The sequence below is a fragment of the Mesorhizobium sp. Cs1299R1N1 genome (genome assembly GCF_037179655.1).
GTDB lineage: Bacteria > Pseudomonadota > Alphaproteobacteria > Rhizobiales > Rhizobiaceae > Mesorhizobium > Mesorhizobium salmacidum.
This window is the reverse complement of sequence record NZ_JAPYKR010000016.1, coordinates 60,402-75,070: the sequence shown is the minus strand read 5'-3', so window position 1 is coordinate 75,070 and position 14,669 is coordinate 60,402. Positions and strand designations below refer to the sequence as shown.

At 61.6% G+C, this 14,669-nt stretch carries 16 protein-coding genes; 7 read left to right on the top strand and 9 right to left on the bottom strand.

The genetic code is table 11. The annotated features are described in order from the left end of the window. Positions 1-70: 70 nt before the first annotated feature. Both O7A70_RS28300 and O7A70_RS28295 read right to left on the bottom strand, forming a co-directional pair. On the bottom strand, positions 71-853 hold the full coding sequence (locus tag O7A70_RS28300) for a peptidoglycan-binding domain-containing protein (protein ID WP_337143298.1): 783 nt from the start codon (positions 851-853) through the stop codon (positions 71-73). After that, entirely contained in the window at positions 828-2,579 is a 1,752-nt protein-coding gene (locus O7A70_RS28295; protein WP_337143297.1) for a PAS domain-containing sensor histidine kinase, read from the bottom strand. Before O7A70_RS28295 ends, O7A70_RS28300 begins: the two co-directional genes overlap by 26 nt. Before the next feature lie 533 nt (positions 2,580-3,112). On the opposite strand from O7A70_RS28295, the gene O7A70_RS28290 reads away from it, so the two are divergent. Together O7A70_RS28290 and O7A70_RS28285 are read left to right on the top strand one after the other, a co-directional pair. Continuing rightward, positions 3,113-3,463: a DUF5330 domain-containing protein gene (locus O7A70_RS28290; RefSeq protein ID WP_337143296.1), complete on the top strand. Its 351-nt coding sequence runs from the start codon at positions 3,113-3,115 to the stop codon at positions 3,461-3,463. A 99-nt stretch (positions 3,464-3,562) separates the two neighbouring features. Beyond that, the gene (locus O7A70_RS28285; RefSeq protein ID WP_337143341.1) at positions 3,563-3,991 is read left to right on the top strand and encodes a SufE family protein; all 429 of its coding nucleotides are present in this window, start codon (positions 3,563-3,565) and stop codon (positions 3,989-3,991) included. Positions 3,992-4,161: 170 nt separating this feature from the next. On the opposite strand, the gene O7A70_RS28280 is transcribed toward O7A70_RS28285, so the two are convergent. Both O7A70_RS28280 and O7A70_RS28275 read right to left on the bottom strand, forming a co-directional pair. Further along, positions 4,162-4,587, bottom strand: a complete 426-nt coding sequence (locus tag O7A70_RS28280) for a MucR family transcriptional regulator (protein WP_027143963.1) — start codon at positions 4,585-4,587, stop codon at positions 4,162-4,164. A gap of 410 nt (positions 4,588-4,997) precedes the next feature. Next, positions 4,998-5,366 carry an SH3 domain-containing protein gene (locus O7A70_RS28275; RefSeq protein WP_337143295.1) on the bottom strand — a complete coding sequence of 123 codons (369 nt, stop codon included), beginning with the start codon at positions 5,364-5,366 and terminating at the stop codon, positions 4,998-5,000. Between the two features lie 114 nt (positions 5,367-5,480). Here O7A70_RS28275 and O7A70_RS28270 point away from each other — a divergent pair, with 114 nt between their 5' ends. The 3 genes from O7A70_RS28270 (at position 5,481) to O7A70_RS28260 (ending at position 8,777) form a co-directional block, all read left to right on the top strand. After that, on the top strand, positions 5,481-7,580 hold the full coding sequence (locus tag O7A70_RS28270) for a S9 family peptidase (RefSeq protein WP_337143294.1): 2,100 nt from the start codon (positions 5,481-5,483) through the stop codon (positions 7,578-7,580). A 19-nt stretch (positions 7,581-7,599) separates the two neighbouring features. Continuing rightward, a complete protein-coding gene (locus O7A70_RS28265; protein WP_337143293.1) occupies positions 7,600-8,226 on the top strand; it encodes a LysE family translocator in 627 nt (208 codons plus the stop codon). 149 nt (positions 8,227-8,375) lie between these two features. Then, on the top strand, positions 8,376-8,777 hold the full coding sequence (locus tag O7A70_RS28260) for an SET domain-containing protein (RefSeq protein WP_337143292.1): 402 nt from the start codon (positions 8,376-8,378) through the stop codon (positions 8,775-8,777). A 40-nt stretch (positions 8,778-8,817) separates the two neighbouring features. Here O7A70_RS28260 and O7A70_RS28255 read toward each other — a convergent pair whose 3' ends face one another. The 5 genes from O7A70_RS28255 to O7A70_RS28235 all read right to left on the bottom strand — a co-directional run bounded on the left by O7A70_RS28255 (position 8,818) and on the right by O7A70_RS28235 (position 12,823). Then, the gene (locus tag O7A70_RS28255) at positions 8,818-9,459 is read right to left on the bottom strand and encodes a glutathione S-transferase family protein (RefSeq protein ID WP_337143291.1); all 642 of its coding nucleotides are present in this window, start codon (positions 9,457-9,459) and stop codon (positions 8,818-8,820) included. A gap of 152 nt (positions 9,460-9,611) precedes the next feature. Beyond that, entirely contained in the window at positions 9,612-10,562 is a 951-nt protein-coding gene (locus O7A70_RS28250; protein ID WP_337143290.1) for a cytochrome c, read from the bottom strand. A gap of 9 nt (positions 10,563-10,571) precedes the next feature. After that, positions 10,572-11,009, bottom strand: a complete 438-nt coding sequence (locus O7A70_RS28245) for a c-type cytochrome (RefSeq protein ID WP_337143289.1) — start codon at positions 11,007-11,009, stop codon at positions 10,572-10,574. 161 nt (positions 11,010-11,170) lie between these two features. Beyond that, entirely contained in the window at positions 11,171-11,773 is a 603-nt protein-coding gene (locus tag O7A70_RS28240) for a superoxide dismutase (protein ID WP_337143288.1), read from the bottom strand. A 171-nt stretch (positions 11,774-11,944) separates the two neighbouring features. Next, on the bottom strand, positions 11,945-12,823 hold the full coding sequence (locus tag O7A70_RS28235) for a branched-chain amino acid aminotransferase (protein ID WP_337143287.1): 879 nt from the start codon (positions 12,821-12,823) through the stop codon (positions 11,945-11,947). A gap of 155 nt (positions 12,824-12,978) precedes the next feature. On the opposite strand from O7A70_RS28235, the gene O7A70_RS28230 reads away from it, so the two are divergent. Together O7A70_RS28230 and O7A70_RS28225 are read left to right on the top strand one after the other, a co-directional pair. Next, the gene (locus O7A70_RS28230; protein WP_337143286.1) at positions 12,979-13,641 is read left to right on the top strand and encodes a haloacid dehalogenase type II; all 663 of its coding nucleotides are present in this window, start codon (positions 12,979-12,981) and stop codon (positions 13,639-13,641) included. A gap of 171 nt (positions 13,642-13,812) precedes the next feature. After that, positions 13,813-14,637, top strand: coding sequence for a L,D-transpeptidase (locus O7A70_RS28225; RefSeq protein ID WP_027143974.1), 825 nt, complete (start codon positions 13,813-13,815; stop codon positions 14,635-14,637). Positions 14,638-14,669: the final 32 nt, after the last annotated feature.

Genomic DNA, 14,669 nt, shown 5'->3' with positions numbered 1-14,669 from the left:
CGAAGACTCCCGACAACATGCGGGCTCTCTATCGAAATTTCCGATGCAGGGCGAGCCGTCGTTTCGGCTGTCAGTTGGTCAGGCCGATCTCGCGCATCTTGACGTAGACGATCTCGTCGGGTTCGCCGGTCTGCGGCAACCCGAACAGCGACTGGAACTCCTTGATCGCCGCCTTCGTGCGTGCACCGACGACGCCATCCAGTTGCATGTCGTCATTGCCGAAGGCCTTGAGCCCAGCCTGAATCTTGACGATGCGGGGATCAGGCCCCTGCAAAACGGCACTCGTCTGCGCCTCATTCGTCTGCAAGGACACGGGAACAGCGGCCGGCGCCATGTCGGGACGAGGCTGCGGCTTGGGCACGGCGGCCGTCTTCGGCGTTGCACCCAGCTGATCCAGCAGCAGCGCATCGATCTCGCCCGAGGCGTTCAGCCCGACCTTCTGCTGATAGGCCTGTATGGCCTTGCGCGTGTTGGGGCCGGAAATGCCGTCGACGGTGCCGGAATAGAAATCGAGGTCCTTCAATATGCCTTGCACCTGCTCGACCACCGGATCGCCCTTGATCGGGGCGGGCGCGGCATTGGGCCGCACGATGTTGATTGTCGTCTCCGGCTCGTCGGCGGCGGCGTGCGGAAAGCCCTGGAAATGACGCGTGGCGAAAAACGCCCCGGCGTGCGGGAAAGGCTGATACCACAGCGCGTTGGCCGAGACGTAGAACAGCGTCACCAGGAATGCGGTCGATCCTCCCACCAGGACGGGATTGCGCGAAATCATGCCGCCAACGGCGATGGCGCCGTCCTGCAAGGCGTTGCTGCGGCGTTTGACCGCCTTAGCCTGTTTTGCGGAGCGACCCATTTCCGTCCCCTTTCGCCCTCGTCACCGGCATCGTCAGCACTCCGGTCGAGTTGGCGGGGCGTCCCTTCGGCCCGCTGACCGGCAGGCTGATGGTCACCGTGGTGCCCTCGCCCGGCATGCTTTCGATCGACATGGTGCCTTCATGCAAGGCCACCAGCCCCTTCACCAGGGAAAGGCCAAGACCCGTTCCCTCGAAACGGCGGGTATAGTCGTTCTGGATCTGCATGAAGGGTTTGCCGAGATTGGCGAAATCCTCCTCGGCAATGCCGATGCCGGTGTCCCTGACCCAGAAATGCAGACGTGAGCCGATCCGCTTGGCGCCGACGACGACATCGCCGCCGTCGGGCGTGAACTTGATCGCGTTGGAAACGAGGTTGATGAGCATCTGCTGTACGGCGCGGCGATCGGCATTGATATCGCCTGCGTCTGGGGCGATCTGCGTCTGCAGGTCAATGTTCTTGGCCTGGGCCTGCAGCCGCATCATCGACTGGCACATGTCCACGGCTTCCATGAACCGGAACGGCTCCGGCTCGGTGGCGTAGACGCCCGATTCGATCCTCGAGACGTCGAGTATGGACGTCACGACTGCCAGCAGATGCTGGCCCGAATCCCGCACGAGCCCGACATATTCCTTCTGGCGCGGATCCTTGAAGGCGCCGAACATCTCGTGCAGCAGCATGTCGGAGAAGCCGATGATGGCATTCAAGGGTGTGCGCAGTTCATGGCTCACCACTGCGAGGAAGCGGCCCTTGGCCACTTCGGCGGCGGCCGCCGTCTCATTGGCTTGCGCCAGTTCTTCGCGCAACCGCGCGGTCTCTTCATTCTTGCGCAGGACAAGCGTGAAAACGTCGCTTTGTTGCTCGCCGCGCACCAGTTCGAGCGCGAATGGCTGGTAGTTGTCGGCCACCAAACCATTTCCGTTGTGGGCGCCGTTGCCACTCTGGGGCAGCCTGATGCGCAATTCGAGGCGGCGCGACAGTGCGCCGTCACGCATGTCGGCCAGGGCGCTGAGATAGGAGACACGGTCCGACAGGTGGACGCGGTCGAAGAGGCCCGTTCCGGACAACAATTCAGGTGGCAATTTCAGAAGCGTACGCGCCTTGGCGGACGCCTCCACGACTTCGCCGTGGCGGGTGACCCGAAAGACCACCGCGTCGATGATGTCTTCCAATCCGTCACCTGCATCGAGCGTAGCGGCCGCGCCGGCGGTGCCGCGAAAAGCCGATATGCGCGGGAGGAGGGTCAGCGCCCACGCCAATGGCACCAGCCAGTGCCAGGCGGCGATGTGCGCGTCCGCGAATGGAAGGAAGGTGGCCGACAGGGACTGAAGGGCGATGGCGATGACGGCCGAGGCGCCCCCCCACACAGCAGCACGCCGCGAGGCGCCGATCCACCAAGCTTCGAATGGCAGCGCCAAGGCAAGCATGGCGACAGGTGAACTCAATCCGCCGGCGGCACCGATGAGACCGCCAAGGGCAATCGCCGCCATCGCCAGGGCGATCGGCCCGGCGGCGGCCATCTTGCCGGTCGCTGCTACCAGCAGGGCGACGAACCAGCACAGACCGAAGGCCGCGAAAATGGCGACCGTGGTCACGGCAGCCCCCATGCCCGACGTAACCAGCGTGACCGCGGCACCCGCTGCAAAGAACGGCGCGGCCAGCATCACGCCGATGAAACGGCGCTGGCGCTCGCGGTCGCTGCGCCCGAGAACGCTGGGATGAACCATGCGTTCACAACCGGCCGCCATTGCGCCAGGCAATTCAGCGTATCTGGCCTCGATCGGCATCAACTCAACGCACTCGCACTCGTCGTGAACAGCTCTGCTTTTGCAGATTGTCTTGGGTGGCTTTGAAACTCGCATCCAGCGTTTAAGGAATGGATAAGGCAGGGCCGACCAAGGCCGGCCCTGCGGCAAATATCGGGATGACGGCCGCCGAAAGCCCGGGCAAATGCAGCCATAGTAAACGGAGGGTTATTCGCGAACGCCCGTCATCAGCGGCCCAGAGGCACGAACGGGATCGCGTCCATTTGCGAAAAATCCGGTAGAAACAATCAGATAGATGGTTATCGGATGGTAACGGGAATCGTCCCGATATGAAACAAATCGACAACAAAACGCTTCGTCTCGAATTTGCCTAAAATTTGAGGAAAATTCTCGGCGATCATGCAAGCCGTCCTTTGTGCCCGTGTGCCAACATCCTGCCCATAAAAGAGGTCGTGCCATATGATGCATGATCCGGTCACGACGAGAGGCAAGGCATGTTCTTCCTGATAAGAATGGCTTTCTGGTTTTCACTGGTGCTGCTGGCGCTGCCGCTGGGTGTCGGGTCCGATGAAACGGGCCAGCAAAGCGTCGGGCCGATCCAGGCCCTGTTCGCGGCGCGAGACGCCGTCGGCGACATCGCCGGGATCTGCGAACGCAAGCCCGATGTCTGCGAAACCGGCAAATCGGCGATGCACACCATCACCGCACGCGCCAAGGAGACCGCCAAGATCGCGGCCGCCATGCTGGACGACAAGTCCGCCGGCCCCGACATCTCGACAATGACGGGCAGCGTGCCGGAAGAAATCGTCCTGCCCCAAACGGTCAACCTGCCGATAAAGAATTAGGCCGTCTCGACGGCGCACCGCGGACCGTCTGCCCTCTCGATGTCCGCGGTGTTCTTGTTTTTCCGTGACGCGGCGCCATCGCGTGACTATATCCGGGTCATGACGACCACGATCCAGACGATCCGCGACGACTTCTCGTTCCTCGAGGAATGGGAGGACCGCTATCGTTACGTCATCGAGCTTGGCGAAGCGCTGCCTCCCTTTCCCGATGCCGAGCGCAACGCCGCCAACAAGGTGCCGGGTTGCGTCAGCCAGGTCTGGCTGACCACCGAACGGGGTCCGGGCGCCGATCCCGTCATCAGCTTCACGGGCGATTCGGACGCTCATATCGTGCGCGGACTGGTCGCGATCATGCTGGCGCTGTTTTCCGGAAAGCCGGCCAGCGAAATCCAGAAAACCGACGCTGAAGCGACGCTGAAGGCACTCGGCCTCGACGAGCACCTGTCACCTCAGCGCGCCAACGGCCTTCGCTCGATGGTCAAGCGCATCAAACGCGATGCCGAGATGGCGCTCGCGCAGACCGCCTGACAGGCTTCTGCCTCGATCTTCCTTGTTTTGACGCAATTCCCTAGGGAAAGCGCTACGCGCTTTTCCCGGGAAAACCGGTTCACACTTTTCCTGGAATTGCTCTCGCCCGCAAAATCAAACGGCGCCCGAAGGCGCCGTTTGAATTTCAGTTCTAATCCGGCAAGCCGCGACTACCGCGCCTTGCGCTTGCGGCCAAGGCCCATCTTCTTGGCAAGCTGCGAGCGGGCCGCCGCGTAGTTCGGGGCAACCATCGGATAGCTTGGGTCCAGGTTCCACTTTTCGCGATACTGATCGGGCGTCAGATCGTAGTGGGTCATCAGGTGACGCTTGAGCGACTTGAACTTCTTGCCGTCTTCAAGACAGACAATGTAGTCGTCATGAACCGAGCGTTTCGGGTTGACAGCCGGCTTCTGCTTGTCGGCAGGCGGCTGTTCGACGGTTCCGCCCACACGCCCGAGAGCGGCGTGGACATCGGATATCAGGTTCGGCAGTTCGCCGACCGGCACGGGATTGTTGCTGACATAGGCAGCCACCACATCGGCGGTGAGCTCGATCAGCGCATCATTGTTTCTGGAAGGTGTTTCGACAATATCCATGGTCTTCAGGCCCCAACAAGAGTTACGTCGATCTGTGCCCCTTTTTACAAACAGGGCATTGCACGAATTTTGCGCAGATAGAGCTGCGCCGATTCGCGTCACAGGGACATCAATGCGGCCACACGTCAAGTAAGTCAATTCGCTCTCTGCATTATATTTACGAATGTTGGTCAACTATTGCGCGATCAGCTTCAATCTTTCGTGCACCATGTAATTTTTCGATATTTCGGTCGCCAAACGGACAAAGGCTGACGTTGGGTCAGCTAATCGTTACATTCGCGATAACTCACAAAACAAGTTTCAATGCTCCGGTTTGCTTGGCGACCACACCGACAAGCTTGGTTGTTCACACCTGTCCACGAAACCATAGGTTGCCAAACCATTCCGCGATCAAACAGGCCATTCCCCGGTCAAAACGGCGCGATGTATCCGCCATAGGCCCAGCCGGTGACGAAGACGCCGTTCTTGGCGGGGTCATGCCAGATTTCGCACCAGCGATAGCGAACCGTCTGCCGCTGTTTCCATGCCGGTTGATTGGCGACGTCGAGCAGGTTTATGCCGCCGGTGCACCGTCCGGTCATCTGCAGGACGGCCCCGTTCGGGTAGGCGGCCTGCTTCTGGGATGTTCCCGACGGATATTTGCGCACATTGAGCGTGTCGCCGAACGGCACATCGGCCACTTGCCAAGCCGCGAATACGGTCGCATGAGACTGGCCGGCAAAGACCAGAGTTAGCGAAGCAACGGCGAAGGCCGCAGCAGTACGAGACCGAATAGTCATCTTCCCTCCTCCCGGCCACCTCATGGGCCCACACCACCTCTACCCAACTGCTCTTGAACCCGCCCTGATCGGTGTGTTCAGTCGTCATTCAAGATATTTCCAGAGCGAGACGCAATGACCAGGACTTCCCGATTTCCAATCGTCAGCGCCCCTTCCCCCGAGAAGAGGCCAGTCTCGGACACGCATCACGGCATCACGCGAACCGACGAATATGCCTGGCTGCGGGCGGATAACTGGCAGGAGATGTTCAGGGATCCCTCCTTGCTCGATCCTGGGATCCGCGCCGAACTCGAAGCCGAAAATGCCTACCAGTCGAAGCTGATGGCCGACACGTCAGATTTGCAAAAGCAGCTCTTCAAGGAAATGAAGGGCCGCATCAAGGAAGACGATTCATCCGTTCCCATGAAGGACGGGCCTTACGCCTATGGCTCTTCCTTCAAGCTCGGCGGCGAGCAGCCGCGCTATTTCCGCATGCCGCGCGACGGCGGGCCCGAGCAGATCCTGCTCGACGGTGACGCCGAGGCCGAGGGCAAGGCCTATTTCCGGCTTGGTGGCGTCGATCATTCGGCCGATCATCGCAAGCTCCTGTGGGCCTTCGACGACAAGGGTTCCGAATTCTACACGCTGCGTGCGCGCGACCTGGCCGATGGCAAGGAACTGGCGGACCAGATTCCCGCCACCGGTGGTTCGGGCGTCTGGGACGCGGGCAATGACGGGTTCTTCTACACGCGTCTCGATCCAAACCACCGGCCGTCCAAGGTTCTGTTCCACGCGCTTGGACAGAACCCCGAAAGAGACCGCCTGATCTACGAGGAAACCGACCCCGGCTTCTTCATGGACGTCGACGGAACCCGCAACAATCAATGGATCATGATCGGCATCAACGATCACGAGACTTCGGAATACCGTCTGTTGAGCGCCAGCGATCCGTTTGCCGAACCCAAGCTGGTTTCGGCGCGCGAGACCGGCCTTCAATATGAACTTGAGGAAGGCGGCGGCATATTCTTCATCCTGACCAATGCGGATGGTGCAAAGGACTTCAAGATCATGACGGCGCCGGCGAGCGATCCGGTCCGCGCCAACTGGCAGGAAATGGTGCCGCATGAACCGGGCCGGCTGATCCTGTCGGTGATCGGCTTCAAGGACCACATGGTCCGGCTCGAGCGCAAGGAAGGCCTGCCGCGTATCGTCGTGCGTGACCGTGCCAGCGGCGAAGAGCATCTGATTTTCTTCGATGAGGAAGCCTTCTCGCTCGGCCTTTCGGGGGCCCTGGAATACGACACCGAGATGATGCGCTTTTCCTACTCGTCGATGACGACGCCGTCGCAGATGTTCGACTACAACATGCGCACCCGTGAGCGTGTGCTGCTCAAGACCCAGGAAGTGCCGTCCGGCCATGACCCGCATCAATACGTCACGAGGCGGCTGATGGCGCCCGCGGCCGATGGCGAACTGGTGCCGATCTCGCTTCTGCATCACCGCGACACGCCGCTGGACGGCTCCGCGCCTTGCCTGCTCTACGGTTATGGTTCCTACGGCATTGCCGTTCCGGCCGCCTTCAATACCAACTGGTTCTCGCTGGTCGACCGAGGCCTCGTCTTTGCCATTGCCCATGTCCGCGGCGGCAAGGACAAGGGCTATGGCTGGTACGATGACGGCAAGCGGGCGCACAAGATGAACACCTTCACCGATTTCATCGCGTGCGCCCGCCATCTCGTGGCCGAGCGTTATACCGCGCATGACCGCATCGTCGCGCAGGGCGGCTCGGCCGGCGGCATGCTGATGGGCGCCATCGCCAACATGGCGCCGGATTGCTTCGGCGGCATCGTGGCCGAGGTTCCGTTCGTCGATGTGCTTACCACCATGCTCGACGCGACGCTGCCGCTGACCCCGCCGGAATGGCCGGAATGGGGCAATCCGATTGCGTCGGCCGACGATTACCGGACGATCGCCGCCTATTCGCCCTACGACAATGTCGCAGCACTCGACTACCCGCCGATCCTGGCGCTCGCCGGTCTTACCGATCCGCGCGTCACCTATTGGGAGCCGGCCAAGTGGGTGGCGCGGCTGCGTGACCGCAAGAGGGGCGCCAATCCGGTGCTGTTCAAAATCAACATGGATTCCGGCCATGCCGGTGCCTCCGGCCGGTTTTCGCGCCTGGAGGAGATCGCCTATACTTATGCCTTCACGCTGAAGGTAACGGACAAGGCATAGCTTACGGAGGAACGCCGCGATGATCGATCTGTCCACATTGATAGCCTATATCGCAGTTGTGTTCGGCTTTGTCTTCATTCCAGGTCCGGCCACACTGTTGACGATCGCGCGCGCAACGAGTTCGGGAACCAGGGTCGGGATCGCCACCGGCGCCGGGATCGCGGCCGGCGATGTGTTTCATACCGTGATGGCGATGGTCGGCATCTCGGCGATCATCGCCACATCGGCGACGCTGTTCAGCATCGTAAAGTATATCGGCGCGGCCTACCTCGTTTACCTCGGCATTCGCGCCATCATCGAGAAAGCGCCGACCGATCCGACCGCCGGCGCGCTCGCGATCTCTGCCGGAAGGGCGTTTCGACAGGCCGTCCTGACCGAGGTGCTCAATCCCAAGACAGCGCTTTTCTTCCTCGCTTTCCTGCCTCAGTTCGTGCGGCCCGAAAACGGATCGGCGATGGTTCAGTTAGCCGTATTGGGGGTCGTCTTCGTCATGCTGGGGCTTTTCAGCACGGTCGTGTTTGCCGTGAGCGCAGGGCGGCTCGGCGGTTTCCTGCGCCAAAATCCGACAGTGCTGAAATGGCAGGGCAAGGTTGTCGGCGGCATCTATTGCGCCCTGGGTGTCCGCCTGGCCTTGCAACAGCGCTGAAGCCAGGCGACCCACGTCCGCCGGCAGGCATGATGATCATGATTTTTTGAATTCCGTCAGGCTGATTTCCGCTCGCAATTGCGACGGTCGCGCGCTACCCAAGCACGATTTTCCCGGGCACGAAGCCCACATTCGCACAAGGGTCCATTATGCTGCTCGTCGACGTCTATCTCGACAAATCGCCGATCCAGGGCATCGGTGTGTTTGCCAAGAACCACATTGCCAAGGGCACGCTGGTCTGGAAGCTCGACCCCCGGTTCGACCGGATCATCGACGTCGAGACCTATGAGGGCGAGACCGGGGCGGTAAAGAACTATCTCGACCGCTATTCTTACCCCGACCGGCGCGATCCGGCCTATATCGTCTTCGAAGCCGACGACGCCCGTTACATGAACCATGACGACGAGCCGAATTGCGATGTCTCGTCGCCCGAGGAAACCTACGCCTTGCGCGACATCGCGCCGGGCGAAGAGATGACCTGCAACTACAATCATTTCTTCGAAACGGGCTTTGATTTCCTCGGCGATCGCCACCTGCAGTCCGAAGATTAGGCAGTGCACTCGTAAGAGCCACAGCCGGATGAAGCGAGCACTACAATCCCGGTGATCTCGCCGCCCAAGCCTTGGTGGCCTGACAGCTTTCCATTGCTCGGGCGTAGGCAGGGCGTGCCGTCGTGCGAGCGATATAGTCCCGCTCGACAGACCCGGGGACATAGTTGCCAGTTCGCAGGCCGAACAGGAGGGCGTAGCTCACCGAGATATCGGCAGCAGTGAACCGCTCGCCGGCGAGATAGGGACAATCCGCGAGGCGGCGGATAACCAACCCCAGCCGGCTCTCGAAGGTCTCAAATGCCCAGCGGGTAACCCGGGCATCTCGTTCGGCTTCGGGCGCCAGTTCGCGACCGACTAAGACGGCGTTCATCGGCCCGGCGAGCCCGGCCTCGCCTAAGTGAAGAAATTGCAGATAGGAGGCGAAAGCGGGATCGTGCGGGGCGACGGCAAGCGAACCTGAGCCGTGGCGGGCGAGCAGGTACTCAAGAATCGCGATCGATTCGACCATGATCGTCTCGCCGTCCTGCAGTGCGGGAATGAAGCCGGCGGGGTTGATCGCGAGAAAGCCGCGATCATTCTCGATTGCGAGCAGATCGACCGGGCGCAGCCGATAAGCCAATCCTAATTCCTCGAGCAGCCAAACAACACGGAAACCACGACCTTCGCCATAGACGGTGAGCATAGTTAAGTGTCCCTGGATTGGGCTGGATGTACTACCTCGCAGAGGTAAGCCAGTCGCGCAACGGACTATCAATGGCCCATAATGCACTCAGGGCTTGGCGCATATTCGTCATCCTACAGATGCGGGCCCTCCCCACTTTATGGATTCCCGACCTATTTCGTGCTTTTCTTGCGAGCCGGATAGCCGTTGGGGTGCGGCGGTATCGCCTTGAGATAGGCGGCAATCGCCGCGCGGTCGTCCGCCGTCAGCTCGGCCATGTTGCACTGCACATCGACCATGGCGCCGCCGACGGAATCGAAATCCGGCGTGAACCCGGTTTCCAGGTAGTTTGCGATGTCGGATGCGGACCAGCTGCCGATACCCCCCTCGCCCGAAGTGACGTTCGGCACGACGCCCGAGCCCTCGGCGGCCACGGCACCGGCCAGCCATTGACCCTTCCTGATGCCGCCAGCCAAGTCCCGCGGCGTATGGCATTCGCCGCAATGACCCGGCCCTTCGACCAGGTAGCGGCCTGCCATCACGAGTTCCGGCGTGCCATCATGCAGGGGAATGACAGGCTGGTCGCTGAGATAGAGGCGCTTCCACAGGCCAATGCCTCGCCGGATGTTGAACGGGAATGCCAGCGAATTGCCCGGCGCCTTGCCGGCGACGGCGGGAAGCGTCTTCAGGAAAGCATAGAGGTCGGCGACATCAGACGGCTTCATGCGTGCGTAGGAGGCGTAGGGAAAGGCTGGATAGAAATGCTCACCCGTCGGCGAAACACCCTTCAGCATGGCATTGGCGAGATCCCCGACCGACCATGCGCCGATGCCATCATTGGGATCTTGCGAAATATTGGGAGGCACGAAGGTGCCGAACGGCGTCTTGAGTTCAAGCCCGCCCACGAGTTGAAGGCGCGCATCGCCCCGCGACCCAGGCTTCGCGTGGCATGAGGTGCAGCCGCCGGCATAGAAAATGCGCTTGCCCCGGGCAACATCGCCTGGGCCGAGTTGCGCCAGGCCCGCCCCATCGAGCCTGACGGGTGCCGACAGCAGCCACCCGGCGGCCGCGCCGGCGACGCCCAGAACGAGAGCCGCGCCGACGAGCTTCTTCAGCCATGCCATATCAGGCGATCAGCCCTTCTTGACCCTGTAGCCCTGGTGGCAGGTGCCACAGTCCGAGCCGATGGTGCCGATCTGCGTCTTCAGCGCGTCGACGTCGGCCGGAGCAGCCGCGACCGAGGCCTTGACGTCGGCAAGATACTTATCCTCGGCCGTTTTGAAGCCGGCCATGTCTTCCCAGATCTTTGGCGCCGCCGTGGTGTCGCCGGTATCGCTGCCCTTCGGGAACAAGGCCTCTACGTCGAATTTCTCGGCATTTGCCTGCAATGCCTGCAACTGCGTCAGCACCGCGGCGGCATCAAAGGGTTCCTCGCCCTTGACCACTTTCGACAGGCCGCCGACGATCTTTCCGCGTTCCTTCATCAGAGCCTGCCGGCCGAGGACGGGATCGGCAAAGGCCGCCGACGCGGCGAGTGCGAGCATAGAGATGGCGATGACAAGCTTTCTCATTCATTTGGCTCCGTGATGAAGGCATTTCAGGACAGGACGTTAACGGGTGTGGGAGGAGGAATATTCCCTTCTCTCCGCATGAATTTGGACGACTCTGGCTGCGGTGGGGCTTCGACTTAAAAGAAAAGGCCCGGGGGTGCCGGGCCTTTTCGGAAGATCGATCAGGCATTTGCCTTTTCGTAGAGCTCTAGCACGTGATCCCAATTGATCAGGCTGTCGACGAAGGCCTCGAGGTATTTCGGCCGGGCGTTGCGGTAGTCGATGTAGTAGGAGTGTTCCCAGACGTCGACACCGAGGATCGGCGATGCGCCATGAACCAGCGGGTTTTCGCCGTTCGGCGTCTTCGAGATCGCCAGCTTGCCGTCCTTGACCGAAACCCAGGCCCATCCCGAACCGAACTGCGTCGTGCCAGCGGCGATGAAATCAGCCTTGAATTTGTCGTAGCCGCCGAGATCGCTGTCGAACGCCTTCTGCAGCGCGCCAGGCAGCTTGTTGCCGCCGCCGCGCTTCTTCATCCATTTCCAGAAATGGATGTGGTTGTAGTGCTGGGCGGCATTGTTGAAGAGACCGGCGTTCTTGCCGAACGACTGCTTGACCGCCTCTTCGACCGAAAGATCGCCGAGGCCGGCTTCGGCGGCGAGCTTGTTGCCGTTGTCGACATAGGCCTTGTGATGCTTGTCGTGGTGATACTCCAGCGTCTCTTTCGACATATAGGGCTGCAGGGCCTCATAGTCGTAGGGCAGAGCGGGCAATTCGAAAGCCATGGGTAGTACTCCCTCGTGGAAAATCCGGTGTGGATACCGGAGTAAGATAGGTCGGGATTGAGCTGGAGCAACTCCGGAAATGAAGCGCCGGTTCCCTTTCTAAGCGGGTTCCCGAAAACTGTCACACGCTTTTCCTGCGGCCAACCGAGCAGCGACAAAAAGGGCCGGACCTCAGCCAGCTGACGTCGAATGCGCCCAATCCCAATAGAGTTCGCGTGCCTTCTTGGCCACCGGGCCGGGTTGCAGGTCGCGGTCCTCGACGCGGGTGACCGGCACCACCTTGGAGTGGTTGCCGGTCGAGAAGATTTCGTCGGCTTCGAGGAAATCCCGCACCGACAGCGTCTTTTCGGTCGTCCTGAACCCATAATCGCCGAGCAGCGTCATCGTGCGCGAGCGGGTGATGCCGGACAGGAAGGTTCCGTTGGGCGCCGGCGTCAGCACATGGCCGTCCTTGACCAGGAAGATATTCGAGCTTCCGGTCTCCGCGACATTGCCCAGCATATCGAGCACAAGCGCATTGTCGAAGCCGCGCGCCTTGGCCTCGAGGATGGCGCGGCCGTTGTTGGGATAGAGGCAGCCGGCCTTGGCGTTGGTCGGCATGGTTTCGATGGTCGGGCGCCGGAACGGCGATACGGTCACGGAAAAGCCGGTCGGCGAGATCATCGGCGATTCATAGAGGCAGAGGCAGAAACGGGTCGAGGCGGGATCGGCCGGGACGCCCATGTAGCCGCCATGCTCGGCCCAGTACATCGGCCTGATGTAGACCGCCGTCTTGCCGTCGAATTTCTTCAATCCGTCCCAGGTCAGCCCGACGATCTGCTCGGGCGTCATGTTTGGCGCGAGGCCGAGCGCGATCGCCGAGGCATTGACGCGTGTGGCATGAAGTTCGAGATCGGGCGCCACGCCCTCGAACCAGCGAGCCCCGTCAAACACGCTGGTGCCGAGCCACATGGCGTGGCTGCGCGGCCCCAGAATGGCGACATTGCCTTCGTACCAATCGCCATCGACGAAAGTCCATGTCGCGGATTGCGCCGCCGCCGCCAGTGTCATCGCGTTTTCCTGTTCCGGTCGATCTTGTGTGACAACATTGGATGATGCTTTGGCCGCTGCCGTCAACCAGCATCGGGGAGTTTTGTTGAGGCCAGCGACGGGTGCGATGCAATCAAGGCTTGCACCTTGTCCCGCCTCGCCTCAAAACTGTTGCCATGCAATACGCCGCCTATGTTTTCGACGCCTATGGCACGCTGTTCGACGTGCATGCGGCCGTGCGCCGCCATGCGGACGCGATCGGCCCCGACGGCCAGCTCCTGTCCGAAATCTGGCGCGCCAAGCAGCTTGAATACTCCTGGGTGCGCACGTTGATGGGCGCCTACGCCGACTTCTGGCAGTTGACGGAACAGGCGCTGGACTTCGCCTTGCGCAAGGTCCCTTCGGCCGATCCTAGTCTCAAGGCAAAGCTGCTGGAGGCCTATTGGTGGCTGGACTGCTATCCCGAAGTGCCGGCCGTGCTGAAGGCGCTCAAGGCCTCGGGCGCCAGGCTGGCGATCCTCTCCAATGGCTCGCCCGAAATGCTGGAGGCGGCGGTCAAGTCCGCGGCACTCGACCAGGTCCTGGACAACATCTATTCGGTCGATGCGGTGCGTCGCTTCAAGACCGATCCGGCGGTCTACGACATGGTCGCCACGGATTGGCGGCTCTATCCCGGCGCGATCTCCTTTCAGTCTTCCAATCGCTGGGACATTGCGGGCGCCACCAAATTCGGCTTCCGCACGGTTTGGATCAACCGCTCCAACCAGCCGGAGGAATACCGGGACTTGCCGCCGGCCCTGATCCTGCCGTCGCTGGAGGCCCTCGTATCCGGTGGCTAGCGGACCTGTGGCCCCAACGCCACAGTGGCGGCGCAGTCACAGCTTCGCCTTTGTTTGTCCACGTTCGGGCCAGAATCGGAACCGCCTATCGCCTCAGGTGTTGTCAGGCACCCGCAGCGGACGTCGGCGTGTTGACGCTTTGTTGCGATTTGAGTCTTAAAGAAGGCAGCCATGTCCATAACCGAAATCGAATCCTATCGCCTGAGCCGTCGCGGCTTCCTCAACGCCGCAGCCCTAGGCGCCGCCTCGATCGCGGTTTCGGCATGCGCCACCACCGGCCCCGGGCCGGCCGAGCCGCCGCCACCAACCTATGTCGAGCCTCCGCTTGCCGACTATGCGTCGATGTACGCGGCGGTCAGCGATGGCGGCTTCGATCTGCCGGCCATCCCGGTCGACAGGATCGATCCGCAGTTCCTGCGCCAGATCGTGCCCGACCCGACCGGCCAGAAGCCGGGAACCATCGTCGTCGATACGACAGGCCATTTCCTCTATCTGGTTCGCCCGGGCGGCCAGGCCATCCGTTATGGCGTCGGTCTCGGCCGCGCCGGCTTCGAGTGGTCGGGCGACGCCGTCGTCCAATGGAAGCAGAAATGGCCGAAATGGACGCCGCCGGATGAGATGGTCGCCCGCCAGCCGGAATTGAAGCAGTATAGCGCCGACAATGGCGGAATGCCCGGCGGCTTGAAGAACCCGCTCGGCGCGCGCGCGCTCTATCTCTTCCAGGGCAATGTGGACACGCTCTATCGCCTGCACGGCTCGCCGGAATGGCGCTCGATCGGCAAATCGGTGTCGTCGGGCTGCGTGCGCCTGATGAACCAGGACATCATCGACCTTTACGATCGCGTGCCCTCCAAGACGCCGGTCATCGTGACCAGCGACGCCCGCCAGCCGATGGTGGCGTCGGCCAACCACAAGGCCATCCCGATCGACGCCGGCGTGCCGGATGGATCGGTCCTGCTCGGCCCGGTCAAAGCGGTGACGGACGCGATTTTCTGAGCTCACAGGACGGCGGCAACGCCGCTGCCCGA

Excerpts from the sequence above, each read along its gene's own strand:
- O7A70_RS28245 (WP_337143289.1), bottom strand. The coding sequence starts at position 11,009 with ATGAGAAAGCTTGTCATCGCCATCTCTATGCTCGCACTCGCCGCGTCG.
- O7A70_RS28300 (WP_337143298.1), bottom strand. The coding sequence starts at position 853 with ATGGGTCGCTCCGCAAAACAGGCTAAGGCGGTCAAACGCCGCAGCAAC.
- O7A70_RS28285 (WP_337143341.1), top strand. The coding sequence starts at position 3,563 with ATGACGACCACGATCCAGACGATCCGCGACGACTTCTCGTTCCTCGAG.
- O7A70_RS28255 (WP_337143291.1), bottom strand. The coding sequence starts at position 9,459 with ATGCTCACCGTCTATGGCGAAGGTCGTGGTTTCCGTGTTGTTTGGCTG.
- O7A70_RS28275 (WP_337143295.1), bottom strand. The coding sequence starts at position 5,366 with ATGACTATTCGGTCTCGTACTGCTGCGGCCTTCGCCGTTGCTTCGCTA.
- O7A70_RS28260 (WP_337143292.1), top strand. The coding sequence starts at position 8,376 with ATGCTGCTCGTCGACGTCTATCTCGACAAATCGCCGATCCAGGGCATC.
- O7A70_RS28295 (WP_337143297.1), bottom strand. The coding sequence starts at position 2,579 with ATGGTTCATCCCAGCGTTCTCGGGCGCAGCGACCGCGAGCGCCAGCGC.
- O7A70_RS28290 (WP_337143296.1), top strand. The coding sequence starts at position 3,113 with ATGTTCTTCCTGATAAGAATGGCTTTCTGGTTTTCACTGGTGCTGCTG.
- O7A70_RS28250 (WP_337143290.1), bottom strand. The coding sequence starts at position 10,562 with ATGGCATGGCTGAAGAAGCTCGTCGGCGCGGCTCTCGTTCTGGGCGTC.
- O7A70_RS28270 (WP_337143294.1), top strand. The coding sequence starts at position 5,481 with ATGACCAGGACTTCCCGATTTCCAATCGTCAGCGCCCCTTCCCCCGAG.
- O7A70_RS28280 (WP_027143963.1), bottom strand. The coding sequence starts at position 4,587 with ATGGATATTGTCGAAACACCTTCCAGAAACAATGATGCGCTGATCGAG.
- O7A70_RS28235 (WP_337143287.1), bottom strand. The coding sequence starts at position 12,823 with ATGACACTGGCGGCGGCGGCGCAATCCGCGACATGGACTTTCGTCGAT.
- O7A70_RS28265 (WP_337143293.1), top strand. The coding sequence starts at position 7,600 with ATGATCGATCTGTCCACATTGATAGCCTATATCGCAGTTGTGTTCGGC.
- O7A70_RS28240 (WP_337143288.1), bottom strand. The coding sequence starts at position 11,773 with ATGGCTTTCGAATTGCCCGCTCTGCCCTACGACTATGAGGCCCTGCAG.
- O7A70_RS28230 (WP_337143286.1), top strand. The coding sequence starts at position 12,979 with ATGCAATACGCCGCCTATGTTTTCGACGCCTATGGCACGCTGTTCGAC.
- O7A70_RS28225 (WP_027143974.1), top strand. The coding sequence starts at position 13,813 with ATGTCCATAACCGAAATCGAATCCTATCGCCTGAGCCGTCGCGGCTTC.